The sequence below is a fragment of the Chryseobacterium sp. HNCC26DJ241 genome, from assembly GCF_057180505.1.
On record NZ_JBXUGL010000001.1, the window covers coordinates 141,504 to 168,243 of the forward strand.

The following is a 26,740-nucleotide window of genomic DNA, read 5'->3' on the forward strand; positions in this document are numbered from 1 at the left end:
GGTAAATTCAAGAAATTTTTAAAAAAAATTCCCAAAAATTAATCATTAATTATTGAGAATATTATTTTTTAAAACATTTATGTTAATACTATTTAATGCAAAAAATATCAATCTACAAAATAACAATCATTTTATTATTCTAAAAATTTAATGCTTTTCGCTTATTCACAAATTTAGGCAAAATTAAAATAAATGCAACTTTTATAATGATTTTTTTTGAATCAAGAACAAAAAAATATTCAGGAAAAGATTCCTGAATATCTTATATATGAGATTATTTTATTAGAAAATTTCTCTTCCTGAAAAATGGAATTTTGCTTCTATCAAAGCATTTTCATCAGAATCAGAACCGTGAACTGCGTTTTCTCCTACACTTCTTGCATACATTTTTCTGATAGTACCTTCAGCAGCATTTTCAGGATTGGTAGCACCGATTAAAGTTCTGAAATCTTCTACAGCATTTTCTTTTTCCAAAACCGCTGCTACAATAGGACCTCTGCTCATAAATTCTACCAATTCTCCATAAAATGGTCTTTCACTATGGATTTCATAGAATTTTTTTGCATCATCTAAAGTAAGCTGAGTAAGTTTTAGTGCTTTGAACTTAAATCCTGCTTCTGCAATTTTTCCTAAAATCGCTCCAATGTGCCCGTCTTCCACTGCATCGGGTTTGATCATTGTAAATGTTAAATTTCCTGACATATTTTTTAAAATTTAGTTGCACAAAAGTAAGAAAAGTTTTTATATTTGTCTTTGAAAATTCTAAATGAGAATTTAATCGGAAATTTTTGGCACACTTGTTGCTTATCTTTTTTCGATTCTCATGTTTAATTTGAGTTTTCATGGTTATTAGTTTTTACCCGGCTTAATTGCCGGGTTTTTTATTTTGCAGAATTTTCTTCCGCTTCATCCATGATTTTAAGATAAGTACTGTATCGGGATTCTTCTATTTCGTCTTGTTCTACACTTTCAAGGACTGCACATTTTGGTTCATTAATATGAAGACAATTATGAAATTTGCATTCTCTTCCTTTTTCAAAGATTTCGGGAAAATAATGCTGAATTTCCTCTTTTTCGACATCAATCATCGCAAATTCCCGAACTCCGGGAGTATCAATTACACTTCCGCCAAAATCCCAAAAATACATTTGTGCAAAGGTTGTAGTATGCTTTCCTTTTAAATGAACTTCAGAAATCTCTGAAGTTTTTAAATTCAATCCGGGCTGTAAAGCATTTACCAAAGTGGATTTTCCGCTTCCTGAATGTCCAAAAAAGACGGATGTTTTATTCCTAATTTTTTCCTCCAAAATTTGAAGATTCAATTTAGAATAAGAAGAAATCTCCAAAGTTTCATAACCTATTTTGTCATAAATTTCTTTAATATTCTGAACAATTTCTTTATCCTCTTCACCCAAAACATCCATTTTGTTAAATAAAATCAAAGGCTGAATAGTATAAGCTTCACAGCAAGCTAAAAAACGATCCAAAAAACCAAGAGAAGTTTCCGGAAAACGCAGGGTGTAAATAAAACATGCAATATCTATATTGGAAGCAATAATATGAGATTCCTTGGAAAGATTTACGGATTTTCGGATAAGGTAGTTTTTCCGAGGTTCAATCTTCGTAATCCACGCAATATCATCTTGTTCCAACTGAAATTCTACAAAATCTCCTACAGCAATCGGATTGGTTAATCGGTTTTTCAAAAGTTTGAATTTCCCCCGAATTCTTGCCTCAAAAACTTTTTTGTCATCAAGATCTAAAACCTGATACCAGCTTCCTGTTGATTTTGTAATAAGTCCTTTCAAATGTACAATATTGAATTTCTGCAAATTTAATTCAAAAAAAATAAAGACATCATTTTATAGACATTAGAATTGAGATGAAAGATATAAGATTGAAAATATAAATAGTATATATTTAAAATAAAAGAATGAGTATTTGAAAAATCTTGGAATATTTAACTGATAATCAATATTTTGAAACTGATTTATTAGTTTTTCTTATTGTTTACCTGTCATTTTTTTAAACTTGTCGATATTCAAATATAATATACTCCAAATATGTCCATCAAGATTTTCAATATTTCTTATTTGCATATATCCTTCATCCAACATCAGTGTATTTTCTACACCGCCAGCTTTCAAAGCATTTTCAATAATTTCATTCACTTTATCAAGACTTTCTACCGAAAGCGTAAAAGTTGTAATTGCATTTTCTTTAGGATTCGGAATACTTTTTTTGTTGCCATATTTAAACATTTCATACGACTGTAACATCACAAATATTTGGTCACACCAAACCATATATTTTTGATCATCGAATGTAAATAAAGGGTTAACCGTAAATCCCATTTGCTGGTAAAACTTCATGGATGCATCTACATTTTTTACTGGCAAATTGATAAATACTTGTTTCATCTTCTACTCCTTTTTATTTTTTAATAGGATCTCATCATATCCTTTGTTAAATCTCCACTTTGTGGCTCTCAGAGAATGTAAGATCAAAAATAAATAAAATTTACAAATTTATTTTTTTGTGAAGAAAAAATATTGATATTAACTCAAGATCATGTATTTTGTGCAATCAGAAAATAGATGGGCATCCCTATTGTTATATTTACAGGGAAAGTTACTGCAAGAGCCATAGGCAATAAAAGTCCTGGATTTGACTGAGGAACCGAAATTTTCATAGCAGCAGGAACGGCAATATAAGAAGCACTTGCCGCCAAAACTGAAAACATAAAACGACTACTTAAGTCTTGCGTTACCATAGAACTTAAAAGAGCAATGACACAACCATTAATAAGAGGAATTAGTATAGCAAAAATAATCGGGAACCATCCGAATGAAAAAAAGGCTTTTAACTTTTTGCCACTAGTTATCCCCATATCAAGTAAAAAAATAGCCAGAAATCCTTTAAAAAGGTCGTTTGTAAATGGTTTTATTCCTTCCGCTTGTTTGGCATTTGCCAGATAGCCTATGATTAAACTTCCAAGAATAAGTAATACACTTCCATTTGTAAAAGAATGCTTGATTGCAGTTCGTTTTTTTATTTTTTCATTTTCGTCCTGATTATAAATCGAAACTAATAAAAGACCAACAATAATTGCAGGAGATTCCATTAAAGCCATAATAGCAACCATATGACCGTGTAAATGTAATTGTTGTGATTCCAAAAAATTTACTCCGGTAACGAAAGTAACGGCACTTACTGAACCATAAGCCGCCGCTACTGCACCCGCATCAAAAACATTCAGTTTTCTTTTTAGAATAAAGAATGTGTAAAACGGAATGGTTAATGAAATCAATATTCCAAACAGCATTGAAAATCCGATTTCGGTTGTCAATGATTCATGAGATAATTCTTGCCCACCTTTGAAGCCAATAGCAAACAAGAGGTATAACGAGATAAACTTTGACGAATTTGGAGGTATTTCCAAATCACTTTTTAAATAAACCGCAACAATTCCGAGTACAAAAAACAGCAACGCTGGGTTTGTAAGATTATCAATAAGTAAACTAAAATTCATAATATTTTTATTATTGCGTTTTTGTTGCTCTTTCTAGCTTATCATTAATGGTTTTTCCTAAACCTCTATCAGGAAGTCTTTCTACTATAATTATATCAAGATTTTTACTATCTAAGCAATGTAAAAAAGCATATAAATTTTTGGCTGCTTCCTCCATATTGGCAGATCTACTCAATATCTCTTGATGAACTACGTTTTCGTTTTCAATTCGATTGTTAAAAAGTAACAAGCCGATTTTTTTTCCTTCAAATGAATTTAAAGATTTTGAAACATCATCTGTTAAGTATGTACTTGTATTTGGAGCATAATGTCTTGAAAGCATACCCGGAGCGTTGGGAGATTGATCATTACTAGTTACAATCGTTAATGTTCCCGTAATTTTTTCTATCTCTTCTACAGAAATTGCACCATGCCTAAAAAGAATGGGATGTCCATTTTCAAACCCAATGATAGTAGATTCTACACCTTTTACACATTGACCGCCATCTAAAATCACTTTGAGTGAATCACCAAAATAATTGAAAACATGTTCTGCACATGTTGGACTAATGGAGCCAAAAGGATTTGCACTCGGAGCAACCAGAGGAAATGTAAGATTCTGTAAAAGCTCCAGTGTAAGAGGATGATCAGGTACTCGTACTGCTACCGTTCTTTTTCCGGCTGTAATTAAATCCGAAATATGTGGTTTTTTTTCTAACAATAAAGTTAGTGGACCAGACCAAAATTTATCCGCCAACTTAAAGGCGATTTCAGGAATATTTTGGGCGATTTCGTTGAGATAAGATGCCGATTTAATATGAATAATTAAGGGATTGTATAGCGGCCTTTTTTTTAAATGAAAAATTTTTTTAACTGCTTGCTCGCTAAATGCATTTGCTGCTAATCCATAAACAGTTTCCGTAGGTATTGCCACTAATTCGTCATTTAGCAAAGTCTGTATCGCTTTATCAATATTTTTTGTTGTCATTGTTTACTAAGGATTACATATATCACAGTACATAGGATCTTCTGCATACTTATTATAAGGGTATTTTTTCTCTTTTGCATAGTGGCAATTTTTGCATATATATACATAAGAAAGTGTGCTACGTGTCGGAAAATTGCACAGTTCACATGGCAAACCTTGTTTGGTATCTGTAATTCCAAATCCAGGTGTTCCACACTGCGGGCAAAGCGAATTTATTTTATCAACCAATTTTATCGCTGCTTTTTCAATCACTTTCATTCGTGTAGGATTGTGCATCGCTCTCATATCAGTTTCTACGTAAGCAGTTCCAAACGAACTTATCATTTCATTAAATGCTATATACAATTTTTTCCAATCATTTATCCCTTTTACAATTTTGGTATTGCTTTCTTTTTCGTTTCGCAAAATCAAAGCATGAGAAGGAAATAAAACTTTTTGTGCGAATTCTTTTAATTGCTTTTCTGTTTTGATTTCGGCACCATTGAAATTTGTTTCTATGCTTAATTCTCTTACAATTATTTCAAGATTATTTTTACTGTCAATGAACATTAGTAATTCATCATCCGCATTTGCAAAAAAAATGGTTGGATGTTGTCCAAACGAACCCTCACTTGCTACTGCCAAGTCGAAATTAAATTTATCCATTGCCATCAGACATTTATTGCGCAGTGTAGTAACAGGATTATCTTTGCGTTCAACTTCTCCAGTAAACGTTCCTAGCAAATCGGTATCTAAAGAAGTTTCAATAATACATTCAACCCCCAATTCTTTTTCTAAAATAGGAGCAATAATTTTTTCCTTTTCATGCTTTGTCGCTATAATCAATTTTCTTCCCTTGAACATATCGAAGTTACTAATCAGATAAGGTGATATTAATTTCAGATGTTACAACAAGTTTTTTATTATGTGTTTTTGCCTCTGATAGAGTAGATTGCAATTTTTCGATTTCTTTTTTTAATTCTGGAATTCTTTTTTGCGCAATTTCATCATCTTTACCAAAACGCTCATTTGAACTCCAGTCTTTTATTTTATGAAAATTCAATTTAGAATTTAGTAAATTCATTAAAATTTCCTTTGCATCTTCATGAGTGAAGACGCCTTCAATTAGAATTAGTTTTTTAGTATTCTCCATTTTTATCGATTTTAAAATTTGATGCAAATTTGTTTACAAAAACTCCTGTTATTATTCCTAAAGCTGTAAAAAGTTGGCTATTTATAGGGTCATTTGTTGTAAAAGCCATTATCAAAAAAGTAATTGTTAGTACTAAGCAAAAAATAGTTTTTATTGTCATTAAATTCATTTTGTTTCATTTTTAGTAATTCGTTTTCTTTAATAACATTGTTACTGTTGCAAGGGTTATTCTTGTCATATTTTTTTAAGATTTTAATTCACATAGCAAAAATGCTAAATCTTAATCATTTATTTTTATTTATATTTGTGATATTAAGTATAAAAATAATTTATGAATTATACATTGAATCAACTACAGATTTTTTTGAAAATAGTACAAACCCAAAGCGTTACAAAGGCTTCTGAAGAATTACATCTTACTCAACCAGCAGTATCTATCCAATTAAAAAATTTTCAAGATCAGTTTGATATTCCATTAACGGAAGTTATTGGACGCAAAATTTATATCACCGATTTCGGCCATGAAATTGCGGAAGCTGCGGAAAGCATTCTTCATCAAGTTCATGCCATTAATTATAAAACATTGGCATACAAAGGACAATTAGCAGGTAGATTAAGGATTTCTGTAGTATCAACGGGAAAATATGTAATGCCTTATTTTCTTACCAATTTCATCCAAAAACATTCAGGAATCGAATTATTGATGGATGTTACTAATAAAAGTAAAGTAGTGGAGAGCTTAGAAAACAATGAAGTGGATTTTGCATTAGTTTCGTTATTACCCGACAACTTGAGTATTGAAAAACTTGATTTACTTCAAAATAAATTGTATTTGGTAGGAAGAACTAAACCAGGATCAAAAAAAACAATTAATGCAAAGGAAATATTTAAAAGCCTACCTTTAATTTTTAGAGAAAAAGGCTCTGGAACGAGGCAAATAATGGAAAAATTTATAGAACGTAATACTATACAGATCTTAAAAAAGATGGAATTAACGTCTAATGAAGCAGTAAAGCAGGCATTATTAGCTGGATTAGGATATTCCATTATGCCTTTAATTGGAATTAAAAACGAATTACACAATGATGAATTGCAAATTATTCCCGTTAAAGGATTGCCTATTAAAACTACCTGGAGTTTAATCTGGCTTAAAAATAAAAAACATTCTCCTGTTTCACTTTCATTTTTAGAATACTTAAAAAATGAAAATTCAAATATTGTACATGAACAATTTAGCTGGTATGAAGATTATTAGGACAGAATAAAACATTTTTGCTGTTTAAAAAATACCCTTTCAGAATTCAAAATCTGAAAGGGTGTGTTCTTTTTAAATGATTCAAAATTATTTCTCGATCATAATACTATTCTGAACCTCAATACTCTCTTCATGAATAGCTTTAAAAACCTTTTCAATAAATTCCTGAGACATTCCTGTTTCAAAGGCTTTTTGAGAAGCATATTCGGTAATTACTTTCCAACGATTCGGTTGAAAAATCGCTATATTATTCTGTTTTTTGATCGTTCCTATTTTTTCTGCGATTTTCATTCTTTGAGAAAGAAGCTCGATCAACTGAAAATCAATATCCGAAATCAAAGTTCTGTGTTTTCCTAAATCTTCTTCATAGCCAGAAACATCCGCATTTCTGATTTTTAAATTCGCAATCAAGTCCGCCAAAACTTCAGGAGTAATTTGCTGGGAAGCGTCACTCCATGCTTCATCAGGATTGCTGTGTGTTTCAATCATCATTCCTTCATAACCAACATTTAACGCTTCCTGCGCAATTCCGGCTAAACCTGTTCTGTTTCCACAAATATGAGAAGGATCTACAACCATTGGAATATTGGGAAACTGATTTTTAAAATCCAGTGCAATCTGCCAATTTGGCGTATTTCTATATTTTGTTTTTTGGTAAGACGAAAAACCTCTGTGAATAGCTCCCAGATTTTCAATACCTTGACCCAAAAGTCTTTCCATTGCCCCAATCCAAAGTGCTAAATCAGGATTTACAGGATTTTTCACTAAAACAGGTTTGTTTGTTCCTCTTAAAGCAACTGCAATTTCCTGAACGGTAAAAGGATTTACAGTAGAACGAGCTCCAATCCATAAAATATCAACATCGGCTTCCAATGCTGCAAAAACATGATGAGCATTTGCAACTTCTGTCGCTGTTTTAAAACCATATTCTTCTTTTACTTTTTTCAGCCAATTGAGACCAATTACTCCTACTCCTTCAAAACCATTTGGTTTTGTTCTTGGTTTCCAAATTCCTGCACGAAAAACAGGAACCGGAGCTCCGGATTCTTTTATTCTTTTTGCCGTTTCTAGCATTTGTGCTTCACTTTCTGCGCTGCAAGGACCTGCAATAACGAGTGGTTCTGAGAATTCTTTGATCCAATCGTTTTTTAGTTCATTCAAGTTCATTTTATCTAATACTTTATTTTTAATTTGTACAATATCTATTCTATTATAAATTTTACTTTATAATTCTTTTTCAAAAAATGTCGTTCAAAATTCTAAATGAGGCTGGAAAATTGAAAATTATTTTCCGTTATTTTTTGAGAAAGAAATTCAGTTTAGCTCAACCAATAAAATCGGTAATAGGTTCTGAAATTTCTGTAATAAAAGCTAAAATAATAATTTCCAAAACCTGAAAACAGATTTTTTACAATCGGGTGATATGGAAATTTTAATGTTTGCACTTTTAATTTTTAAAATTTTTAGCTCAATTTTATTTTAGAGATTGCTCGCAAAAAGTTCAATTTTTCTTTCCACCAACAAAATCTATGGACAAATATAGAAAAAATTATGACAAATCAAACTTCATTAGATCGTCTAAATCTTTCAACAATGGATTAATTTCTACAAATTTTTCAAAAATTTTACGTTTGGTAAGTACTTCTTTTTTAAGAGTAACATCCATTTGATACTCTACAGAAATTCTAAAATGATTGACTTTATGCCTGAAATGGTTGAAAAATTCTGCCTGTACTTTTTCAAATTCTTTCTTTGCCGATTCAGAAGGATAATTCACATATATTGTATTTTCATCTCTTTTGTGAAATTTGAATCCATTGATTGCACTATACAAAATGATATCTTTCGTCTTAATGCTTTCCAAAAATTTATTCCATTCTGTTTGCAAATCGGTTTCTGTAAAGTGATTGGTTGGAAGATTTTCTTCTTTTTCCGTAAGAAGTTTATTTTCTTCTTTCTCCTCTTTTTTATTCAGTGTTTGCTGAATACTGAATTTAGAAACGGTTTTCTGAGCTTGCAACGGAATTGCTGATTTTTCAATTTTCAGCTCCGGTTCTTTTTGTTCGATCTTTGGTTGTGATAGCTCTTTAGTAGAATTCTCTGGTTTTTTTTCAACCAATTTTTCAGAAAATTCTTTAAGGAGCGGCGATAGAATTAAGAACTTTTTTTTTTAGAATCTGTTCCGTTTGCGGTAAGACTTGCCAGTTGCATCAATGCGATTTCCACCGTAAGTCTCGGATTTTTAGAATTTTTATAATTGATGTCTGCGTAATTGCAAATTTCAATGGCATCAATCAATTGTTGAGCAGTCCATTTCTGACTTTGTTCGGAAAACTTGGCTTTTGTTTTTTCTCCTACTTCAATTAAAGCTAAAGTTGAAGAATTTTGTGCCATCATCAGATCACGGAAATGATTTCCCAAACCTGCAATGAAAATATGTGAATCAAATCCTTTTTTTACGATTTCATTAAAAACCGTCAGTGTTTCCGGAATTTTATTTTCGTGAGCCAAATCCACAATTCTCAGATACTGATCGTAATCTAAAATATTGAGAACTTCCGCCGCTTTTGCCAGTGTAATGTTTTTTTGGGAAAATGTAGAAAGTCTGTCAAAAATGGAAAGTGCATCACGAAGTGCACCATCTGCTTTCTGTGCAACAAGATATAACGCATCATCTTCATATTTCACATTTTCCTTTTCTGCAATTTTTCTTAAATGATCCTGAATATCTTCAATTGTGATTCTCTTGAAATCATAAATCTGACAACGTGATAAAATAGTCGGAATAATTTTATGTTTTTCCGTTGTTGCCAAAATGAAAATTGCGTGAGCAGGTGGTTCTTCCAAAGTTTTTAAAAATGCATTGAAAGCCGCAGTAGAAAGCATATGAACCTCATCAATGATATATACTTTATACTTCCCAATTTGCGGAGCAAAACGAACCTGATCGATCAGTTCACGGATATCATCTACGGAATTATTGGAAGCTGCATCCAATTCGTAAATATTGTATGCAAAACCATCTTCTGAAGTAGAACCATCCTGTTCATTAATTTTTCTCGCCAAAATTCTAGCGCAAGTTGTTTTTCCAACACCTCTCGGTCCACAGAAAAGCAATGCCTGTGCAAGCTGACTATTTTCAATGGCATGTTCCAAAGTATCCGTAACATGAGATTGCCCAACAACGGAATCAAATTCCTGTGGACGATATTTGCGTGCAGATACAATGAAGTTTTCCATGTGTCAAAAATAGGGATTATTCTTGGAAAAAGAAAAAATGAAAATCCAAAAAATGATAAACATTTTTTGGATTGATTTTAGATCAAAATATTGATAATATTAACTTAATTCTGTTACAGTTCCATTTACAGCTTTGTATGCTAGCTTTTGTCTATTCGTTGAAAAATATATACAATGGATTGGTGCACTTGCATCTATATAATCATTCGGACGGAAATCCGCTCGTAATAAATCAGCAACAATTTCTCTAAAATTTTGTAACATCAAATATTCTTGATTTTTACCTTTAATAACATCATATGCAGCAACATTATCTTTGATAGTATAAAGTTTAAATCCATTTGATTCATCAGGATTGCTTATTTCAACAAAATTATTTTCATCAGTATACAAATGTCTTAGTGGATTTCTTCTTATTTTATCTGGATGGTAATTGCTAAAGTATTTTTGATAATAAGGTATATGATTACCCATTTTTACAATTCCCAAATTCTTTACATTTTCATTGCTGCAAATAACTGTAGCTGTAGCATTAATATTACTTTGATTATTATTTAAAGAAACTGGAATAAACATTTCTTCAAATTTTCCCTGAAAATTACATCCGTTTATATTTATTGCTGTACTAAAATCTACATTACTATATGCTCCTGAAAGCTTAATTTTCATATTATATCCTTCTGGTAAATTTGTTATTGTAGATCCAACTATATTCATAGTTCCTCCTCCATGAAAAATAAGTACTCCATCCTCTGCAGGTTTAAAGCAATCTGGATGATTTTCTGGAACTAAACCAGAATACCATAAATTTTGAAGAGTAATATTATCTGGCGCATTATGCACTTCTGCTCCAGCATAAGATCCGATTGTTGTGTATATTCTTTTTGTTCCTTCTAGTCTGAAAGAAGATACCAAAAGAGTTTCATTAACTCCTTTTCTTAAAATGAAAGTATCTAAATTTGAGGCACCCCCACCTGTAATGGAACCACCAACTCCAGCAAAAATGAAAGCTGTTTTTACATTAGTAATATAATTATTTTGAAAATTATGAATTAAATTATTTCCTGTATTTCCATTACCAATATAATAAGCGGATTGAAAATATCCTTCTGCATCATTATCTGCTTTCCATTTTCCATTGAAACTACAGTTATACCACATTGATACATCATTTTGATTTTCTCCATCTATTCTTACTGCATGTTTGAATTTCCCAGCTATGTTTCTTATATTTTTAAAAGTATTTTGAGTAGAAGTACGCTTAGGATAATATCCTGGTTGATCTTCAGGATCAGGAGGCTGAATAGTACTTTCTTTATCTCCCCAATAAATATTAAAATAATGATCACAAGAACCTAAATCCCCTCCAAAATAAAAATTTTCATAAACTCCAAATGCTGTACCGTTTAGTTCAAAAACACTATCTACATGCGTATTATTTTTTATACAGAGTAAAGATCCTATTCCACCACCGAAAATATGCATTCCTTCCGTATTTTTTACCACAATTGTTTTATCAATTATATACTCTCCTTGAGGCAAATAAACAGAATACAAAGCTCTATTGTAAGCACCTACATTAAAAACAGCAAAATCAATAGCTTTCTGAATAGCATCAGAATCACTTCCCCACCAAAGAACATTTAAAATTTTGTCTGGTACAATTCTTTCATAAATTGGACTTGTTGGTGTCTCTTGAAAGTAAATGATATTATCTATATAAGGAGCTGAAGTAACTTCCCTTACACTAATCATTTCTTTTGTTTTTGGATCTTCCATTAAAATTGTTGTCATAATAATAAAGTTTTAATTGTTAAACATCTCAAAGGTATTGGTGGATAGCGACAAAACTTGACGCATTATAATTTTGTTAGTAATTAATAATTAAATTTGTTTAGAATAGTCTTTTTTATGAAACTAAAACCAAAACATTCAGCAAGCGACATTACCATTTTCTCAGAAATGACGGCTCTTGCTATTAAAAACAATGCTATAAATCTTGCACAAGGATTTCCGGATTATGAAATTGATGAGAAATTAAAAAAACTTCTGGCAAAAGCAACAGAACAGAATTTCAATCAATATGCTCCAATGTCAGGAAATTCTTTGCTAATCAATAATTTAATTGACTTCAATAAAAAAAGAGAAAATTCGATTGAGTTTTCAAATTCTGAAATCACCGTAATTCCGGGAGCAACATATGGAATTTATACCGCTCTTTCTGCTGTTTTACAACCAAATGATGAAGTGATTATTATAGAACCAGCCTATGATAGCTATCAACCAGCTGTAGAAATGAATGACGGAATTCCTGTTTTTGTTTCCCTAAATGAAAATTTTGAAATGGACTGGAATTTACTTCAATCCAAAATTTCAGAAAAAACCAGAGCCATTATTGTAAATTCACCTCATAATCCGACAGGAAAAATCTGGAAAAAAGATGACTGGGAAAAACTTTGGCAACTGATTAAAAATACTAAAATTATTGTAATTTCAGATGAAGTATATGATCTGATTCATTTCGATGATTTTGAATTTGTAAGCGCACTGCATCATTCGGAAATCAAGAAAAGGTGCTTTTCAGTTTTTTCGTTTGGAAAAATGTTTCATATCACCGGTTGGAAAATTGGATATATAGTTGCTAATGAAGATTTTATGGCAGCTTGCAGAAGAATACATCAATATTTAACATTTTCCGTAAATTCTCCTGCACAACAAGCATTAGCAGAATATATTGAAATTTTTGACCCGAAAAAAAATCAGCAAACGATGCAACAGAAAAGAGATTTTTTTCTTTCAGAAATTAGAGAAACTTCATTTACTTTGAAACATCTTTCAGAAGGAAGTTATTTTCAGGTTTTAGGATATGAAAAAATTTCCAGCCTCGATGAAAAATCTTTTGCCTATTGGCTTACTGAAAATCATAAAGTAGCGACCATTCCTTTAAGCGCTTTTTATAACGATCGAAAAAATACCAATTCTATCCGTTTTTGTTTTTCTAAAAAGGAGGAAACAATTGTAAAGGCAATAAAGAATTTGAAGAATTTATAAAATTTCAAGCAAAAAGCTTATTTCTATCATAAAAAATGCCGGAAAATCCGGCATTTAAAATTTATTAAAAAAGGAAATTACATTTCCAGAACTCTTACATCAATTCTCCTATTTTTCGCTTTGCATTCCTCCGTATCATTTGGAGGACAAACCGGAAATTGTGAACCGTAACCTTCCGCTTCAATTCTGTCTGAAGCAATTCCTGCTTCAATTAATTTCAGTTTAGCAGTTTGAGCTCTTAGATTGGAAAGTTTTTTATTTGCCTCTTCACTTCCTGTATTATCGGTGTAACCACCCAATTTTACCTTTAATTTCGGATAAGCATTTAGTATTTGTGCAAGATTGAGAAGTTGTTCTTCAGAACCCGGTTTCAGTTCACTACTTCCACTTTGGAAATATAAATTTTCAATTGTGAACCACACATTTTTATCCAACAATGCAGGATCATTATTTTTTACCCCATTGTAAAACGCCAATAACTGACTTTCTTTTCCTAAACCAAGTGACTTTCCGCCCACTAATTTTATTTCTTCAATTTCGCCAGTATCGTATACAAAATCTCCATCCGTATTTAGTTGACCTTTAATTACTTTTGGAGGAAGAGGCGCTTCAGGAATAGCCATTCCGGGAGCTGGAGGTGGTGGCATTATCATTCCTTTTCCCATTAGATTTTCGAGTTTTTCTTTTCTGTCAGCCTCAATCTTATCTTTGTGAAGTGAAGCTAAAGTAGGAGCAATTACCAAAGAAACGATAGACATTAGTTTAATCAAAATATTCATGGAAGGGCCAGAAGTATCTTTGAAAGGATCTCCAACTGTATCTCCTGTTACAGAAGCTTTGTGCGGATCAGAACCTTTGTAATAAATTTTTCCATTAATATCTGCTCCTTTTTCAAAAGATTTTTTTGCATTATCCCAAGCTCCACCTGCATTATTCTGGAACATTCCCATCAATACTCCGGAAACTGTAGCTCCTGCCAAAAATCCTCCCAAAACTTCAGGGCCGAAAATAAATCCAATCAAAAGAGGTGAAACAATAGCAATTGCACCCGGAAGCATCATTTTTTTGATGGAAGCATCTGTAGAAATGGCCACACATTTTTCATATTCCGGTTTTCCTTTTCCTTCTAAAATTCCGGGAATTTCGCGGAACTGTCTTCTCACTTCTTCCACCATTGCCATTGCCGCTTGTCCAACTGCCGTAATTGCCAAAGACGAAAAGATGAAAGGAATCATCGCTCCTACAAATAATCCGGCTAAAACATCGGCTCTGTAAATATCAATCCCGTCAATTCCTGCAATTCCCACAAAAGCAGCAAATAAAGCTAAAGCCGTAAGTGCAGCCGAAGCAATAGCAAAGCCTTTTCCAGTTGCAGCAGTGGTATTTCCAACTGCATCCAAAATATCTGTTTTTTCACGGACTTCTTTCGGAAGTTCACTCATTTCTGCAATTCCACCTGCATTATCAGCAATTGGCCCGAAAGCATCAATTGCTAATTGCATTGCTGTTGTCGCCATCATTCCGGCCGCTGCAATTGCTACTCCATAAAGTCCGGCGCAAAGATAGGAACCGTAAATTCCACCTGCCAAAACCAGAATCGGTAAAAGTGTAGATTCCATACCAACAGAAAGTCCGCCAATAATATTAGTAGCGTGACCAGTAGAAGATTGTCTCACAATACTTGAAACCGGTCTTTTTCCCATTGCTGTATAAAATTCTGTAATAAGACTCATCAAAGTTCCTACCACCAAACCAACCATGATAGCACCGAAAACTCCCATTTTAGAAAATTCGTGACCTCTTAAAACCATTTTTTCAGGAAGAAGATAATCCACCAAAAAATAAGAAGCAATTGCCGTAATTACAATACTTCCCCAGTTTCCTAAATTTAAAGCATTCTGAACATTAGAAGTAGACGAGCCTTCATTATCATTAATTCTCACAAAGAAAGTTCCTACGATAGAAAATATAATTCCAAGACCTGCAATAAGCATCGGCAAAAGAATCGGTGCAAAACCTCCAAAAGAATCATCAGAAACCGTTTCTCTTCCTAAAACCATCGTTGCTAATACCGTGGCAACGTAAGAACCAAATAAATCTGCTCCCATTCCTGCAACATCACCTACATTATCACCTACATTATCTGCAATTGTTGCGGGATTTCGCGGATCATCTTCCGGAATTCCAGCCTCCACTTTTCCTACTAAATCTGCACCAACATCAGCAGCTTTTGTATAAATTCCACCTCCTACTCTTGCAAAAAGCGCGATAGATTCTGCACCTAAAGAAAATCCTGTAAGAATTTCAATAGTTCTTTCCATTTCATGAGAGTCTACCCCAGAATGTGGTGCAAAAATTTGCTTAATAATTAGAAATAAAGATCCAAGTCCCAAAACTGCCAATCCGGCAACTCCCATTCCCATTACAGAACCACCTGTAAAAGAGACTTTAAGAGCTTTTGAGAGAGATGATTTTGCTGCTTCTGCTGTTCTTACGTTAGCTTTAGTTGCGATCTTCATTCCTATAAAACCTGCCATTGCTGAAAATATAGCTCCTACAACAAATGCAATTCCTATACTCCAATGCGAATTGGCATTACTCATTCCCATTACTGCAAGTAGAATTGCAACAATAACCACAAAATACATCAGTATCTTATATTCTGCTTTTAAGAAAGCCATTGCTCCATCCGCAATGTGACCACTGATTTCCTTCATTTTTTCGTTTCCGGAATCCTGTTTGCTTACCCAATTACTTTGTAAAAAGGTGTAAAGCAATGCAATAACTCCAAAAATCGGTACTAACACGAATAAGTTCATAGTTTATAGATTTTTAAAATAACTCTTAAATATAATAATTATTCGTAATGTTTTGATAAAATAAATGAATTCTTCATAATTTTCGCAAATATCGAATGTAACCACTTGATTATAAACAAAAAAAGCAAATGAAACGAATTCATTTGCCTTATATTTTTACAAAAATGAGATTAAAATTATCCCCCAAATTTATTAGCGTAATCTCTCTTTGAAGCCTTAATCACTTCTTTTGCATGATCCGCTCCATATACTTCCTGAATTCTGCATTTTGCAGGTTCATTAGGTAAATTTTTATAGGTAAGGAAATAATGCATTAATCTTTTTACTTCTGCCTGTGGAAGTTCAGAAATATCTCTAAAATGACCGAAAGCATGATCTCCAACCATTACTGCTACAATTTTATCGTCAGCTTCACCTTTGTCAATCATTTTAAAACCACCGATAGGAATAGCTTCCATCAACATTCCACCTGCATGGATACTGTGAGAGCTTAAAACGCAAATATCCAATGGATCATGATCTCCTTCTGTAACGTCTTCTGCTCCACTTTCAATAGCCAGTCTCATTACTTCGTCGTGGCAATATGTTCTTGGAACAAACCCATACAAAGCAGGGATAATATTGGAAAATTGCTGAGGACGATCTACTTTAAGATAGCCTGTCTCTTTATCCACTTCATATTTTATAGTGTCTGATGGTACAATTTCTACGAAAACATTTACCACATTTGGTGCATCTTCACCTGCTGAAATTCCATGCCATGGATGTGCTTTAAAATTTGGTATCATTATTATATGTTATAGTTTAGTATTAATAATTCTTTTTTCAATTCCTCAATATTATCAGAAATAAAATCTCCTTCATTGATATAATTCATCATGAAAAGAGTTTTAAAATCTTCCAGATTGGCGTTATTTCCCAAACCTTCGTGTGTACTATGCAAAAGTTTAATTACTTTATCTTTACCGAAAACAATATTCTGCCAATTTGTTTTACTCAAATAAATTTGCTGGGAAGCGTTATAATCAAACTCTTCCTGAATGCTTTTCTCAGTAAGAAAGAGAAATTCGTGAGGAGCAAGATTTTTATCAAATTTCCCTACAAGGTTTGAAGGTTTTATTCTTTCCAGAAATAAGGTCATCCTTTCAAAAGCCTGAAATCGTAAATCATTTCCTGCTTTTATTCCTAAAGCTTTCATTTCTTGCTTTTTAAGAGAAATGTAAGTGTACACAAATTGTCTTAGCAAAACCAAAAAAGGAATTGCAATGATAATTGCTACTGCATAAGGAAGATAATCCGATAGATTTGCCATAATTTGAGGTGGCAAAATTAAGAATTATTTATGAATTATAGCTCAAATAATGCAGGTCTTTCTGTAACTTCGTGATAACAAATGCTGTTTTCATCAAAATAATGATATACAAGACTCTTTCTTGTCCTTGATTTATCAAGGTGAGGCTCGCCTCCATGTAAAATATTGGCATGCCAAATCAAAGCATCCCCTTTTTTAGCACGAAAAATTTCTTTTTTCAAACCAAGCTCTTTCACTTTATTTTCAAGAAATAGCTCATAGCTTTTATAGCCCTTGTTTCCAATCTTTACAGCATTCCCTTCATTATCATAATCTCCATTCATATAATATGGTAGCTTATGGCTTTCCGGGATATAATGCAAAGCTCCATTATTTTCATCAATATCCTCAAGTGCAATCCAAACACCAAGAAGACCTCCAAGTGGATAAGTAGTCATGTGTATACTATCAGAATGCGTTTTTTGCTGGCTTCCATTAATGAAATTAATACTTTGAAATAATTTTGCCTTGCCATCCAAGAGTATAGACAAAAAATCCATAAAATCTTTATTGCTTCCTGTATCCTTAATAAGAGCTGAATGATGTATGGCAAACATGAGCTTGTTTCCATAACGGAATTTTAATGTTCCATTTTCCAGAAACTGATCTATTTCAGAATTGATCTGATCAACAGTTTGAGGAGAAATAAACTCTTTTAAAATAAGATATCCATTTTTATCATAATCATCTACATTCTTTTTGTTCTGTTCAGAAAGTGCTTTATAAAAAACGGAATTTTTTAATCTTTCTATATTTATCAATCTTTCTTTTGCCGGTAAATGCTTGAAATCTTTACTCGAAATCGAAGAATAATATTTTTTCTTCAAACCGAATTTTTTGAATAAAGGAATATTATGTTCCAATTTTTTTTTATGGAAAAAATTGTAAACAACATATGGTAATTTGTAATTTCTAATAGACTTCAGCATAATTAAACCTTTGTATACCTGTCGTAAAATTAAATAATTCTGATAAGATTTTTCAAAAAAACTAAGATTTTCTTAAAAATTTAAGTTTAAGTAAACTGAAAATTAACGACTTTTTGGAATTACTGTAAAAAGGGTACGATTTCATTATTGGACGAAAACCCCGGAAAAATTCTTCTACATTTGGGATATCTCCTCCTTCAAAATCAAAAATCTTATTGTGAATACACTTTTTTATCGCTTCATCAATGAGAACAGAAGCTCCGCTTAACTTTATAAAAGAAGGATCGTTATAAGTTCCAAGCAGTACATTTGCTTGATTATCTTCATATAGTATAATTAAATTTGTAAGGCTATTTTGATAATAATATCCGTACAATTTCAATTTATTTTCTTTATAAAATCCTTTTATGATTTGCAAAAAATCTTCACAATCATTAGGATTGTTGTCCGCCCCTCTCATATTATCCAGAATAAAATCTTCTACCAGATTAATATGTAGGTTTTCTTTAATTTTCGAATTTTCTTTAATTTCTGGTTCCTGACGTATTTTTCGTTTTCTTTTAGGAGAATATCGTTTATAAACGTTTTCATACTCATCCGGAAGAATCAAAAAGTTTTTTCTTGTTGGCAGATTTGTGGAGAAAACATTCTCATCATTAAAAGAATAATATCTTATTATATAGTTTTTTTCTAAAAAACTCAAAAAAGCATCATTTATTTTTGTAGAATCTTCTTTTGAAAAAACTCCCAATTGCTGACAAAGTTTAGGATTATGAACAAATTTAAATCCGAATTTTCTTACAAACGGAACCGGCATCACAGCTTCATAATCGTTATAAACCAACACTTCCCATTGCTTGTCCGAAGTAATATCCAAAAAATCCTTTGTAGCCGAATATTTCCGCTGGGCAGAATTTTCCAGACAAAAGGAATATTTATCAAAATCTATTTCGTTGTATTTCAATATTTTAATCATAATAATCCTTCTTCCGCAAAACTGAAAAATTGATTTTGTGCAATAATAAGATGATCGAGAAGCTGGATATTCAATAATTTTCCGGCTTCACTTATTTTTTTGGTGATGCTGATATCGGCACTACTTGGTTTTAAATTTCCGGATGGATGATTGTGGGCAACGATAATTCCGGTTGCAAAATGCTCAAGCGCAGTCTTAAAAAGAATCCTAATATCAACAATAGATTCACTGATTCCGCCTTTTGTAAGCCCGGTTTTATAAATCACCTGATTATTCTGATTCAGAAAAATTGCCCAAAATTCTTCTGTCTGCAAATCGGAAAGATGCGGACTCAAAATTCTGAATGCACTTTCTGAATTTGAAATTTTTGCACGCTCCGGAATTTCCTGAGCTGCTCTTCGATGTCCGATTTCCAAAGCTGCCGCAATAGAAATTGCCTTAGCCTCACCTACTCCATTGAATTTCATTAAATCTTTTAGGGAAAGTTTAGAAAGATGATTCCAATTATTTCCTACCGAATTCAAAATTTTTCTTGCCAATTCCACCGCAGATTCGTTTCTGTTTCCACTTCCCATAATAATGGCGAGAAGTTCAGAATCCGAAAGCGAATCTTTGCCTTTCAGTAAAAATTTTTCTCTCGGTCTGTCGTCTTCTGCAAGTAGTTTTATGGACATTTTTTTGTTAGTGGTTGTTGGTTATTAGTTGATGGTTGATAGTTGATGGTTGATAGTTGATGGTTTATAATATAATTAATAAAATGCATAAAGAATAATCGGTTGCTTTGATGCATCAATATAATTTTCTGCTTTTTTGAAAAAATTTGGAGAAAGCATCGGACATCCTAAACTTAAACAAGCCGGATTTTCAGATTCTGAATCCGGAACACAACTAAGAGAATGTAAAACAATTGCTCTTTTCATAGCATTACTATTGGTTTTGTCCAAACCTTTCAAACGGTAAGATTTTCCAAAAGTTCCTACATAGCTATTAGTGGCTATTTCGTATTTTCCTAAGGAGGATTGATAAGAGCCTTCGATATTACTAAATATCAATTCGTCAGAATTTTTAATTACAGAACCCGAACCATGAGAAACTATTCCTTTTTCCAGAATTTTGTTGGTTTCGATATCTACAATAAAAAACCTGTATTTTCCGGATGAAATTTTAAAATTGATGAAAAATGCCGTTTTCTGATTGTATTTTTTTCCTTTGATATAATTTTTGATCTCCGAAATTTTTTCAGATGGCAAAACCTCCGATGTTATTTTTACCGAAGAAGCATCATTTCCCTGAGATTTTATTTCACAAGAAATGATGACAATCAAGAGAAGAAAAATAAAATTTCGCATTTTTTTTTGCCAATTAACCGTTACAAAATAAGGCCATCCTTCATTACCAGTTTACGATCTGTAATTTCCGCAAGATGTGGATTGTGGGTTACGATCACAAAAGTTTGGTTGTATTTGTCCCTCAAATCAAAAAATAATTGGTGTAGATCATCCGCATTTTTAGAATCGAGATTTCCGGTAGGTTCATCTGCAAGAATAATTTTTGGGGAATTAATCAAAGCTCTTGCTACCGCCACTCTTTGCGCTTCACCTCCGGAAAGCTGGCTTGGTTTATGATGAAGCCGGTCTGCGATTTTCAAATCTTCAAAAAGTGAATAGGCTTTTTCTGTAGATTCTTTTTCGTTTTTTCCTGAAATACGAGTTGGCAAAAGTACATTTTCCAAAGCTGTAAACTCTGGCAAAAGCTGGTGAAACTGAAATACAAACCCAATATTCTGATTCCTGAATTTGGAAATTTCCTTATCTCTTATGTTGAGAAAGTGCTTTCCGTTGAGTGCTATTTCCGTGTGATAAAAATCCGGATTGGTAGGCTTATCCAATGTACCCAAAATCTGCAAAAGTGTAGATTTTCCAGCACCGGATTCTCCAACTATGGAAACCACCTCTCCCTCTTTGATATGAATATCCACGCCTTTCAGCACTTCCAGATCTCCATAAAATTTATGAATATTTTTTGCTCTGATCATAGTTTTCAAAAATAGTGATTTGCTTTTAGAATACAAATAAGAAAATGAGAAGGATTTTTTGCATGAAAATGTTTAAAAAAATTACTACTTTTAGTATGATTAAAAATAATTTATCAATAGATTTTCGCTATTTTTGGAAAATTAGTTTTTGCAAATTTTTGTTTCTTATTTTTTAATGTAATAACAAAAAAAATATAATAATTTGATTATAAATACAATACGATAGTATTAAAAAACAGATGAACGTATGTTACAAAGATGAAATTGACACAATGCGTACGTTTGGATGTTAGCAGAAATCGCAAACCAAAAAAACTCAAATAAACTATGAAATTTGATTCATTAGATAAATTCTTGAATTATGGAATTTTCATTATTCCAGAATATCAAAGAGGCTATTCTTGGAATAATGCACAATTAACGGATTTTGTAAATGATTTATCTGATGTGCAAGACATTCGAGAACATTATTTTGGAACTGTAACTCTTATAAAAACAGGAATCGAACAATTTGGAATAAGCGATAAAACTGTTTATGATATTGTAGATGGCCAACAAAGAATTACAACAATACATCTTTTTTTAGTTAGCTTATTTTTTAGAATAAAAGAAATAGATAGTTCAAAAGCAGATATAGAAATAATAAAACCTGTTTTTGATAAAGGTAAAACCTTGTTAAGATTAAACAACAAGTCAGACCAAGATTTTTACAATTATCTTATTAATGAAGAGGATATTAATGATATAATGAAAATCAAACCTGCCAGTAAAAGTCAAAAAATCTTTTGAATGCAAGGATCTTTTTTGATAAATACTTTAGAAGCTCAAAAAACTACTTCAATTAATGGTTTAATAGATATTCGTAGAAATTTATTATCAAAATTTAAACTTAATGTTTTTGAATTAGAAGAAGAAAGTGAAGTCGGCTTAGTATTTGAAACAATGAATGACAGAGGTTTACCTTTGTCAGATATGGATAAAATTAAGAACTATCTTATATATTTATCACATAAATTAAATGAAAAAAATCTTGCTAAAGATTTAAATAAAAAATTTGGCGAAATTTATTCAATTCTTATGCAAATCGAAAATGGAGATTCTATTAAAATTGAAAATCAATTTTTGAAAGATTGTTACATTATGTATAAAGGAGAGACAAGAAATTTGAATGATATCCATCAAAGAGTCAAAGAAATGATTTCTCGAAAAAATGTTATAAAAATTCAAAAATCATCTGACCAAAATCTAATATATAAAAAGGCAACGGAAATAAAAGATTTCTCAAGTTTACTTCATAAAAGTGCTTCTAATTATGCAATGCTCTTAAATCGAACATTTGAAAATGAAGAAGTTAATTGTGCATTACTTAGATTAAACATATTAGGGAAATTTGACACATTCATACCTCTCTTTTTAGCAATTTTATCACACAAAGGTTTCAGAAAAGAATTTCTTGTTCCAATTTGCGAAATACTAGAAGTTTTTTGTTTAAAGGTTTACGTATTTGGAAATAAAAAATCAAATACTGGTAACTCTGTAATAAATGATTTTGCACACAAAGTATTTTCAAGCAAATTAAATTTTAATGACTTAAAAAAGCAGCTAAGAATATTAGTTACAAAAAATTCAAACCAAGCTGAAATAAGAAATTCCATTTTAAACAAACCTGTTTATAATGATTTACAAGAAAACATTATAAAACTTGTGTTATATGATTATGAAACTTATTTACAGAAAAATCAAAAATACAAATATGAATTGGGAACTTTAAATGAATTCTTGGAAAACAAAAAAATAACTATTGAACATATCTATCCACAAAAATCACAACCAGGATTTGCGGAAGTAACTAACATTGATACTTTTGGAAATTTAGTTCTAACTTACGACAACTCACCACTAAACAACAGAACATTTATACAAAAGAAAAGTATATATCAAAAATCAAACTTGGAATCAGAAAGACAACTTTTTTATTATGATGATTGGAACGAAAAGACAATTAATGAAAGAGGGAAAAAGATTTCAAAATTTATTTTTGAAAGATGGAGTTTATAAAATTAAACTTAATGTGATTTCTGCTATCAAGTTATTGCCAAAAGTGAGGCTAAACTGCTTCTTTAAACATCTATGCTAAAAACCCACCACGTTTTCCGTTATCCGTGATACTAAAAACAATAATGATGGAGTATGTAATTATTTGCTTATTTGCGCTTTTAAGTTCAGGATTGACTTTGTTTTCTGGTTTTGGATTGGGAACAATTTTAGTTCCTGTGTTTGCCTTATTTTTCCCAATTGATATTGCCATCACTTTGACAGCAATAGTTCATTTCTTAAATAATATTTTCAAACTGATATTACTTGGAAAAAAAGCTGATAAAAAAGTTATCATCAAATTCGGTATTCCATCTATAATTGCTTCTTTTATTGGAGCTTATCTCTTGACCTATATCACCAAACTTGATCCCATATTTAATTACACCATTTTAGATAAGACTTTTTATATTGTCCCTGTAAAACTAACCATTGCCTTTTTGCTTTTTGTTTTTGCACTCTTCGATATCATCCCAAAATTGACCCAGCTACAATTTGATTCAAAATATCTTCCGCTCGGTGGATTTTTGAGTGGCTTTTTTGGTGGGCTTTCCGGAAATCAAGGAGCATTACGAACAGTCTTCTTAATTCGGGCAAACTTGACAAAAGAGGCTTTTATTGCAACAGGAATAGTAATTGCTTGTTTAGTCGATATTTCCAGACTTACAATTTATTTAAATCAAATTATCCGTTTTGGCGATCAATTGAATTATCCTCTCATTATTTCGGCTACGCTTTCTGCTTTTGCCGGAGCTTATTTCGGTAACAAACTTTTGAAAAAAGTGACAATAAAAACAATTCGCTTTATCGTGACGACAATGCTAGTGTTATTTTCAATACTGTTAGGGCTTGGAATAATATGACGAAAAAACTGCAATTTTATCGAAATTTGGTTCCAAAAATCCGTCACATTGCCAAACATCAATCGAAATAAAGAGGTAAAAAACAACTTTAAGACACTGAAAAACAAAAACTTTCAAAATAATATATGAACATAAAAGAATTTAAAGAAAATTTGGGATTAACTGAAATTCCGGAAGCGTTGGAAAAACTAATTGATTTTCAGGAAAATCGTTCAGGTTTTGAAAATTATTCGCATGGTTTTGGTGTGTTGATTGATGATAAATCAGGACTCAAAAGCTGGAGCAATGACAACTTATTTTTAGAAAAATTATTTCCTTTTGCTCAGGCAAATGGTTCAGGTTCGTTTTATGCAATTTGGAATGACGGATCAGCCAAACCTATGAATGAAATGCCTGTTGTAGTATTTGGCGATGAAGGTGGTGTTCATATCGTTGCGGAAAATTTTCTGCAACTATTGCATTTGCTATCGTATGATACTGAAATTTCAGTAGACCATGAAGAGGCATATTTTTATAAAGATGAAGATGATTATGAAGAAAGCGAGGATCTGGATAAATATTTGGAATGGCTCAAAAGTAATTACAATTTAGAACAAATTGATGAACCCGGTGAAATTATAGAAACAGCACGAGAAAAATATAAGTCTGATTTTGATGGGTGGTTTAGTCAATATTATAAAGATTAAAAGATTTAAATATATATAATCAAAGTATATTTTTTAAGGTATAATATAGTATCAGCTACCCACATTTCCATATAAAAAAACCTCTCGTTTTGAGAGGTTTTTATGGTTATATCAAAAAATTTACAGCAATAATGTTAATGGGCTTTCCAAATACGTTCTTAGTGTCTGCAAGAATTGAGCTCCGGTTGCACCATCTACAACTCTGTGATCACAAGCAAGAGAAAGTTTCATGGTATTTCCTACTACAATTTGTCCGTCTTTTACAATTGGTTTTTCTACAATTGCACCAACAGAAAGAATGGCTGAATTCGGCTGATTGATAATTGATGTAAAGGTTTCAATTCCGAACATTCCTAAATTGGAAACTGAGAATGTAGAGCCTTCCATTTCATTAGCTTTCAGAGCTTTGGTTTTTGCTCTTGAAGCCATATCTTTTACAGCAGCAGAAATCTGGTTGTAGTTCATAAAATCAGTATTTTTCAAAACAGGAACAACCAAACCGTCCGGAACTGCTACTGCAACTCCAACGTTGATATTTCCGTGATGAACGATTTTATCTCCAGCCCAAGAAGAATTTACTTGTGGATGTTTTCTTAAAGCCATAGCTACCGCTTTAATCACCATATCATTGAATGAAACTTTAGTGTCCGGTAAAGAATTTATTTCATTTCTGGCTTGGATTGCTTTATCCATATTGATTTCCACCATCAGGTAGTAATGCGGTGCTGTGAATTTACTTTCGGAAAGACGCTTCGCAATTACATTTCTCATTTGAGAATTTGGAGTTTCAGAATCTTCACCGGCAACAAAATTCATTGCAACCTGAGCAGCCGGACTTGCAGAAGGCTTAGCTTCAGTCGCAGGTTTAGCTGAAGGTGTATAATTTTCAATATCTTTTTTTACAATTCTTCCGTTCTCACCAGAACCTTGAAGTGCGGAAACATCAATTCCCTTTTCTTCCGCCATTTTTTTAGCTAATGGAGAAATAGCAACTCTTTCGTTGGATGCTGCTGATTGCTGATTGCTACTTGTTGGTTGTGAAGTATTTTCAGTTTTTTGTTCAGCTTTCGTTTCGGCTTTTGGTGCAGGTTTTCCACCTCCGGAAATAATTCCTGAAACATCAGTTCCAGCTGGGCCAATAATTGCCAATATAGAATCAACAGCTGCAGCATTTCCTTCGGAAACTCCCTGATAGAGAAGAGTTCCGTTGAATTCAGATTCAAAATCCTGAACCGCTTTATCAGTTTCGATCTCTGCAATAATATCGCCTTCTTTTACGCTGTCTCCAACATTTTTATTCCATTTTGCCACTTTACCTTCCGTCATCGTATCAGAAAGTCTTGGCATATTGATAACCTCTACTCCAGCAGGAATTTCAGTTGCAACAGAAACCACTTCTTCAGTTTTACTTTCAGGTTTTACTTCTTCTACAGCTTCAGCTTTTGGGAATGGCGTTCCTCCTTTCAAAGCTGAAACATCTTCTCCTTCATTTCCAATAATCGCCAAAACTGTATCTACAGCTGCAGAACCTCCTTCTTCCACACCAACGTATAAAAGCGTTCCATTGAATTCAGATTCAAAATCCTGAACTGCTTTGTCGGTTTCAATTTCTGCAAGAATGTCTCCTTCTTTTACTGCATCACCTACTTTTTTGTGCCATTTAGCAACTTTACCTTCCGTCATGGTATCGGAAAGACGGGGCATTGTAATTACTTCTGCCATAATTTTATTCGTTAATTTGTTAATGTGACGATGTGATGATAACTTAAAGGTGAAAATTTAATTAACACATCAGCATATCATCCTATCA

Annotated in this window: 27 protein-coding genes; 7 read left to right on the forward strand and 20 right to left on the reverse strand. The window is 32.1% G+C overall.

Annotated elements, in window-relative coordinates; all coding sequences use genetic code 11:
• Positions 1 to 282: 282 nt before the first annotated feature.
• The 7 genes from AC2A1C_RS00665 to AC2A1C_RS00695 all read right to left on the reverse strand — a co-directional run bounded on the left by AC2A1C_RS00665 (position 283) and on the right by AC2A1C_RS00695 (position 5,631).
• Positions 283 to 702, reverse strand: a complete 420-nt coding sequence (locus AC2A1C_RS00665) for a nucleoside-diphosphate kinase (RefSeq protein ID WP_484022476.1) — start codon at positions 700 to 702, stop codon at positions 283 to 285.
• Positions 703 to 881: 179 nt separating this feature from the next.
• Entirely contained in the window at positions 882 to 1,808 is a 927-nt protein-coding gene (rsgA, locus tag AC2A1C_RS00670; RefSeq protein WP_484023146.1) for a ribosome small subunit-dependent GTPase A, read from the reverse strand.
• Positions 1,809 to 2,003: 195 nt separating this feature from the next.
• Complete coding sequence (locus tag AC2A1C_RS00675) at positions 2,004 to 2,420, reverse strand: VOC family protein (protein WP_484022478.1); 417 nt, start codon at positions 2,418 to 2,420, stop codon at positions 2,004 to 2,006.
• A 149-nt stretch (positions 2,421 to 2,569) separates the two neighbouring features.
• On the reverse strand, positions 2,570 to 3,532 hold the full coding sequence (locus AC2A1C_RS00680; protein WP_484022480.1) for a sodium-dependent bicarbonate transport family permease: 963 nt from the start codon (positions 3,530 to 3,532) through the stop codon (positions 2,570 to 2,572).
• A 10-nt stretch (positions 3,533 to 3,542) separates the two neighbouring features.
• Positions 3,543 to 4,499: an L-threonylcarbamoyladenylate synthase gene (locus tag AC2A1C_RS00685; protein ID WP_484022481.1), complete on the reverse strand. Its 957-nt coding sequence runs from the start codon at positions 4,497 to 4,499 to the stop codon at positions 3,543 to 3,545.
• A 6-nt stretch (positions 4,500 to 4,505) separates the two neighbouring features.
• Positions 4,506 to 5,324, reverse strand: a complete 819-nt coding sequence (locus tag AC2A1C_RS00690) for a DUF6671 family protein (RefSeq protein WP_484022483.1) — start codon at positions 5,322 to 5,324, stop codon at positions 4,506 to 4,508.
• A 28-nt stretch (positions 5,325 to 5,352) separates the two neighbouring features.
• A complete protein-coding gene (locus AC2A1C_RS00695; RefSeq protein WP_484022485.1) occupies positions 5,353 to 5,631 on the reverse strand; it encodes a hypothetical protein in 279 nt (92 codons plus the stop codon).
• Between the two features lie 331 nt (positions 5,632 to 5,962).
• Here AC2A1C_RS00695 and AC2A1C_RS00700 point away from each other — a divergent pair, with 331 nt between their 5' ends.
• Positions 5,963 to 6,886: a LysR family transcriptional regulator gene (locus tag AC2A1C_RS00700; protein ID WP_484022487.1), complete on the forward strand. Its 924-nt coding sequence runs from the start codon at positions 5,963 to 5,965 to the stop codon at positions 6,884 to 6,886.
• An 87-nt stretch (positions 6,887 to 6,973) separates the two neighbouring features.
• Here the strand turns inward: AC2A1C_RS00700 and AC2A1C_RS00705 are convergent, their stop codons facing one another.
• The gene (locus AC2A1C_RS00705; RefSeq protein ID WP_484022489.1) at positions 6,974 to 8,053 is read right to left on the reverse strand and encodes a chorismate mutase; all 1,080 of its coding nucleotides are present in this window, start codon (positions 8,051 to 8,053) and stop codon (positions 6,974 to 6,976) included.
• A gap of 77 nt (positions 8,054 to 8,130) precedes the next feature.
• Here AC2A1C_RS00705 and AC2A1C_RS00710 point away from each other — a divergent pair, with 77 nt between their 5' ends.
• Positions 8,131 to 8,283, forward strand: a complete 153-nt coding sequence (locus AC2A1C_RS00710) for a hypothetical protein (protein ID WP_484022491.1) — start codon at positions 8,131 to 8,133, stop codon at positions 8,281 to 8,283.
• Between the two features lie 152 nt (positions 8,284 to 8,435).
• On the opposite strand, the gene AC2A1C_RS00715 is transcribed toward AC2A1C_RS00710, so the two are convergent.
• The 3 genes from AC2A1C_RS00715 to AC2A1C_RS00725 form a co-directional block, all read right to left on the reverse strand.
• Entirely contained in the window at positions 8,436 to 9,005 is a 570-nt protein-coding gene (locus tag AC2A1C_RS00715; RefSeq protein ID WP_484022493.1) for a hypothetical protein, read from the reverse strand.
• A 35-nt stretch (positions 9,006 to 9,040) separates the two neighbouring features.
• Positions 9,041 to 10,126 carry a DNA polymerase III subunit gamma/tau gene (gene dnaX / locus AC2A1C_RS00720; RefSeq protein WP_484022495.1) on the reverse strand — a complete coding sequence of 362 codons (1,086 nt, stop codon included), beginning with the start codon at positions 10,124 to 10,126 and terminating at the stop codon, positions 9,041 to 9,043.
• 99 nt (positions 10,127 to 10,225) lie between these two features.
• Complete coding sequence (locus tag AC2A1C_RS00725; protein ID WP_484022497.1) at positions 10,226 to 11,920, reverse strand: hypothetical protein; 1,695 nt, start codon at positions 11,918 to 11,920, stop codon at positions 10,226 to 10,228.
• 117 nt (positions 11,921 to 12,037) lie between these two features.
• On the opposite strand from AC2A1C_RS00725, the gene AC2A1C_RS00730 reads away from it, so the two are divergent.
• Positions 12,038 to 13,177, forward strand: coding sequence for a methionine aminotransferase (locus AC2A1C_RS00730; RefSeq protein WP_484022499.1), 1,140 nt, complete (start codon positions 12,038 to 12,040; stop codon positions 13,175 to 13,177).
• A 77-nt stretch (positions 13,178 to 13,254) separates the two neighbouring features.
• Here the strand turns inward: AC2A1C_RS00730 and AC2A1C_RS00735 are convergent, their stop codons facing one another.
• The 8 genes from AC2A1C_RS00735 to AC2A1C_RS00770 all read right to left on the reverse strand — a co-directional run bounded on the left by AC2A1C_RS00735 (position 13,255) and on the right by AC2A1C_RS00770 (position 21,287).
• On the reverse strand, positions 13,255 to 15,996 hold the full coding sequence (locus tag AC2A1C_RS00735) for a sodium-translocating pyrophosphatase (RefSeq protein WP_484022501.1): 2,742 nt from the start codon (positions 15,994 to 15,996) through the stop codon (positions 13,255 to 13,257).
• A gap of 176 nt (positions 15,997 to 16,172) precedes the next feature.
• Complete coding sequence (locus tag AC2A1C_RS00740; protein ID WP_484022503.1) at positions 16,173 to 16,784, reverse strand: inorganic pyrophosphatase; 612 nt, start codon at positions 16,782 to 16,784, stop codon at positions 16,173 to 16,175.
• A gap of 2 nt (positions 16,785 to 16,786) precedes the next feature.
• Entirely contained in the window at positions 16,787 to 17,308 is a 522-nt protein-coding gene (locus AC2A1C_RS00745; protein WP_484022505.1) for a DUF7935 family protein, read from the reverse strand.
• A gap of 35 nt (positions 17,309 to 17,343) precedes the next feature.
• Positions 17,344 to 18,276: a phytanoyl-CoA dioxygenase family protein gene (locus AC2A1C_RS00750; RefSeq protein ID WP_484022507.1), complete on the reverse strand. Its 933-nt coding sequence runs from the start codon at positions 18,274 to 18,276 to the stop codon at positions 17,344 to 17,346.
• A gap of 61 nt (positions 18,277 to 18,337) precedes the next feature.
• Complete coding sequence (locus AC2A1C_RS00755; RefSeq protein WP_484022509.1) at positions 18,338 to 19,252, reverse strand: hypothetical protein; 915 nt, start codon at positions 19,250 to 19,252, stop codon at positions 18,338 to 18,340.
• The gene (gene radC, locus AC2A1C_RS00760) at positions 19,249 to 19,926 is read right to left on the reverse strand and encodes a RadC family protein (RefSeq protein ID WP_484022511.1); all 678 of its coding nucleotides are present in this window, start codon (positions 19,924 to 19,926) and stop codon (positions 19,249 to 19,251) included. The genes AC2A1C_RS00755 and radC overlap by 4 nt, the downstream gene beginning before the upstream one ends.
• Before the next feature lie 75 nt (positions 19,927 to 20,001).
• Entirely contained in the window at positions 20,002 to 20,601 is a 600-nt protein-coding gene (locus tag AC2A1C_RS00765) for a murein L,D-transpeptidase catalytic domain-containing protein (RefSeq protein WP_484022513.1), read from the reverse strand.
• A 20-nt stretch (positions 20,602 to 20,621) separates the two neighbouring features.
• The gene (locus AC2A1C_RS00770; RefSeq protein WP_484022515.1) at positions 20,622 to 21,287 is read right to left on the reverse strand and encodes an ABC transporter ATP-binding protein; all 666 of its coding nucleotides are present in this window, start codon (positions 21,285 to 21,287) and stop codon (positions 20,622 to 20,624) included.
• Between the two features lie 327 nt (positions 21,288 to 21,614).
• Here AC2A1C_RS00770 and AC2A1C_RS00775 point away from each other — a divergent pair, with 327 nt between their 5' ends.
• The 4 genes from AC2A1C_RS00775 to AC2A1C_RS00790 all read left to right on the forward strand — a co-directional run bounded on the left by AC2A1C_RS00775 (position 21,615) and on the right by AC2A1C_RS00790 (position 24,930).
• The gene (locus tag AC2A1C_RS00775; protein ID WP_484022517.1) at positions 21,615 to 22,076 is read left to right on the forward strand and encodes a DUF262 domain-containing protein; all 462 of its coding nucleotides are present in this window, start codon (positions 21,615 to 21,617) and stop codon (positions 22,074 to 22,076) included.
• Positions 22,077 to 23,345 carry a GmrSD restriction endonuclease domain-containing protein gene (locus tag AC2A1C_RS00780; protein ID WP_484022519.1) on the forward strand — a complete coding sequence of 423 codons (1,269 nt, stop codon included), beginning with the start codon at positions 22,077 to 22,079 and terminating at the stop codon, positions 23,343 to 23,345.
• Positions 23,346 to 23,470: 125 nt separating this feature from the next.
• Positions 23,471 to 24,244: a TSUP family transporter gene (locus AC2A1C_RS00785; RefSeq protein ID WP_484022521.1), complete on the forward strand. Its 774-nt coding sequence runs from the start codon at positions 23,471 to 23,473 to the stop codon at positions 24,242 to 24,244.
• A 125-nt stretch (positions 24,245 to 24,369) separates the two neighbouring features.
• Complete coding sequence (locus AC2A1C_RS00790; protein ID WP_484022523.1) at positions 24,370 to 24,930, forward strand: hypothetical protein; 561 nt, start codon at positions 24,370 to 24,372, stop codon at positions 24,928 to 24,930.
• A 120-nt stretch (positions 24,931 to 25,050) separates the two neighbouring features.
• Here the strand turns inward: AC2A1C_RS00790 and AC2A1C_RS00795 are convergent, their stop codons facing one another.
• Positions 25,051 to 26,652, reverse strand: coding sequence for a 2-oxo acid dehydrogenase subunit E2 (locus AC2A1C_RS00795; protein ID WP_484022525.1), 1,602 nt, complete (start codon positions 26,650 to 26,652; stop codon positions 25,051 to 25,053).
• Positions 26,653 to 26,740 lie beyond the last annotated feature (88 nt).

Coding starts and splice junctions, on each gene's coding strand:
- AC2A1C_RS00665 (WP_484022476.1), bottom strand. CDS start 702: ATGTCAGGAAATTTAACATTTACAATGATCAAACCCGATGCAGTGGAA.
- AC2A1C_RS00675 (WP_484022478.1), bottom strand. CDS start 2,420: ATGAAACAAGTATTTATCAATTTGCCAGTAAAAAATGTAGATGCATCC.
- AC2A1C_RS00680 (WP_484022480.1), bottom strand. CDS start 3,532: ATGAATTTTAGTTTACTTATTGATAATCTTACAAACCCAGCGTTGCTG.
- AC2A1C_RS00685 (WP_484022481.1), bottom strand. CDS start 4,499: ATGACAACAAAAAATATTGATAAAGCGATACAGACTTTGCTAAATGAC.
- AC2A1C_RS00695 (WP_484022485.1), bottom strand. CDS start 5,631: ATGGAGAATACTAAAAAACTAATTCTAATTGAAGGCGTCTTCACTCAT.
- AC2A1C_RS00700 (WP_484022487.1), top strand. CDS start 5,963: ATGAATTATACATTGAATCAACTACAGATTTTTTTGAAAATAGTACAA.
- AC2A1C_RS00705 (WP_484022489.1), bottom strand. CDS start 8,053: ATGAACTTGAATGAACTAAAAAACGATTGGATCAAAGAATTCTCAGAA.
- AC2A1C_RS00710 (WP_484022491.1), top strand. CDS start 8,131: ATGTCGTTCAAAATTCTAAATGAGGCTGGAAAATTGAAAATTATTTTC.
- dnaX (WP_484022495.1), bottom strand. CDS start 10,126: ATGGAAAACTTCATTGTATCTGCACGCAAATATCGTCCACAGGAATTT.
- AC2A1C_RS00725 (WP_484022497.1), bottom strand. CDS start 11,920: ATGACAACAATTTTAATGGAAGATCCAAAAACAAAAGAAATGATTAGT.
- AC2A1C_RS00730 (WP_484022499.1), top strand. CDS start 12,038: ATGAAACTAAAACCAAAACATTCAGCAAGCGACATTACCATTTTCTCA.
- AC2A1C_RS00735 (WP_484022501.1), bottom strand. CDS start 15,996: ATGAACTTATTCGTGTTAGTACCGATTTTTGGAGTTATTGCATTGCTT.
- AC2A1C_RS00740 (WP_484022503.1), bottom strand. CDS start 16,784: ATGATACCAAATTTTAAAGCACATCCATGGCATGGAATTTCAGCAGGT.
- AC2A1C_RS00745 (WP_484022505.1), bottom strand. CDS start 17,308: ATGGCAAATCTATCGGATTATCTTCCTTATGCAGTAGCAATTATCATT.
- AC2A1C_RS00750 (WP_484022507.1), bottom strand. CDS start 18,276: ATGCTGAAGTCTATTAGAAATTACAAATTACCATATGTTGTTTACAAT.
- AC2A1C_RS00755 (WP_484022509.1), bottom strand. CDS start 19,252: ATGATTAAAATATTGAAATACAACGAAATAGATTTTGATAAATATTCC.
- radC (WP_484022511.1), bottom strand. CDS start 19,926: ATGTCCATAAAACTACTTGCAGAAGACGACAGACCGAGAGAAAAATTT.
- AC2A1C_RS00765 (WP_484022513.1), bottom strand. CDS start 20,601: ATGCGAAATTTTATTTTTCTTCTCTTGATTGTCATCATTTCTTGTGAA.
- AC2A1C_RS00770 (WP_484022515.1), bottom strand. CDS start 21,287: ATGATCAGAGCAAAAAATATTCATAAATTTTATGGAGATCTGGAAGTG.
- AC2A1C_RS00775 (WP_484022517.1), top strand. CDS start 21,615: ATGAAATTTGATTCATTAGATAAATTCTTGAATTATGGAATTTTCATT.
- AC2A1C_RS00780 (WP_484022519.1), top strand. CDS start 22,077: ATGCAAGGATCTTTTTTGATAAATACTTTAGAAGCTCAAAAAACTACT.
- AC2A1C_RS00785 (WP_484022521.1), top strand. CDS start 23,471: ATGGAGTATGTAATTATTTGCTTATTTGCGCTTTTAAGTTCAGGATTG.
- AC2A1C_RS00790 (WP_484022523.1), top strand. CDS start 24,370: ATGAACATAAAAGAATTTAAAGAAAATTTGGGATTAACTGAAATTCCG.
- AC2A1C_RS00795 (WP_484022525.1), bottom strand. CDS start 26,652: ATGGCAGAAGTAATTACAATGCCCCGTCTTTCCGATACCATGACGGAA.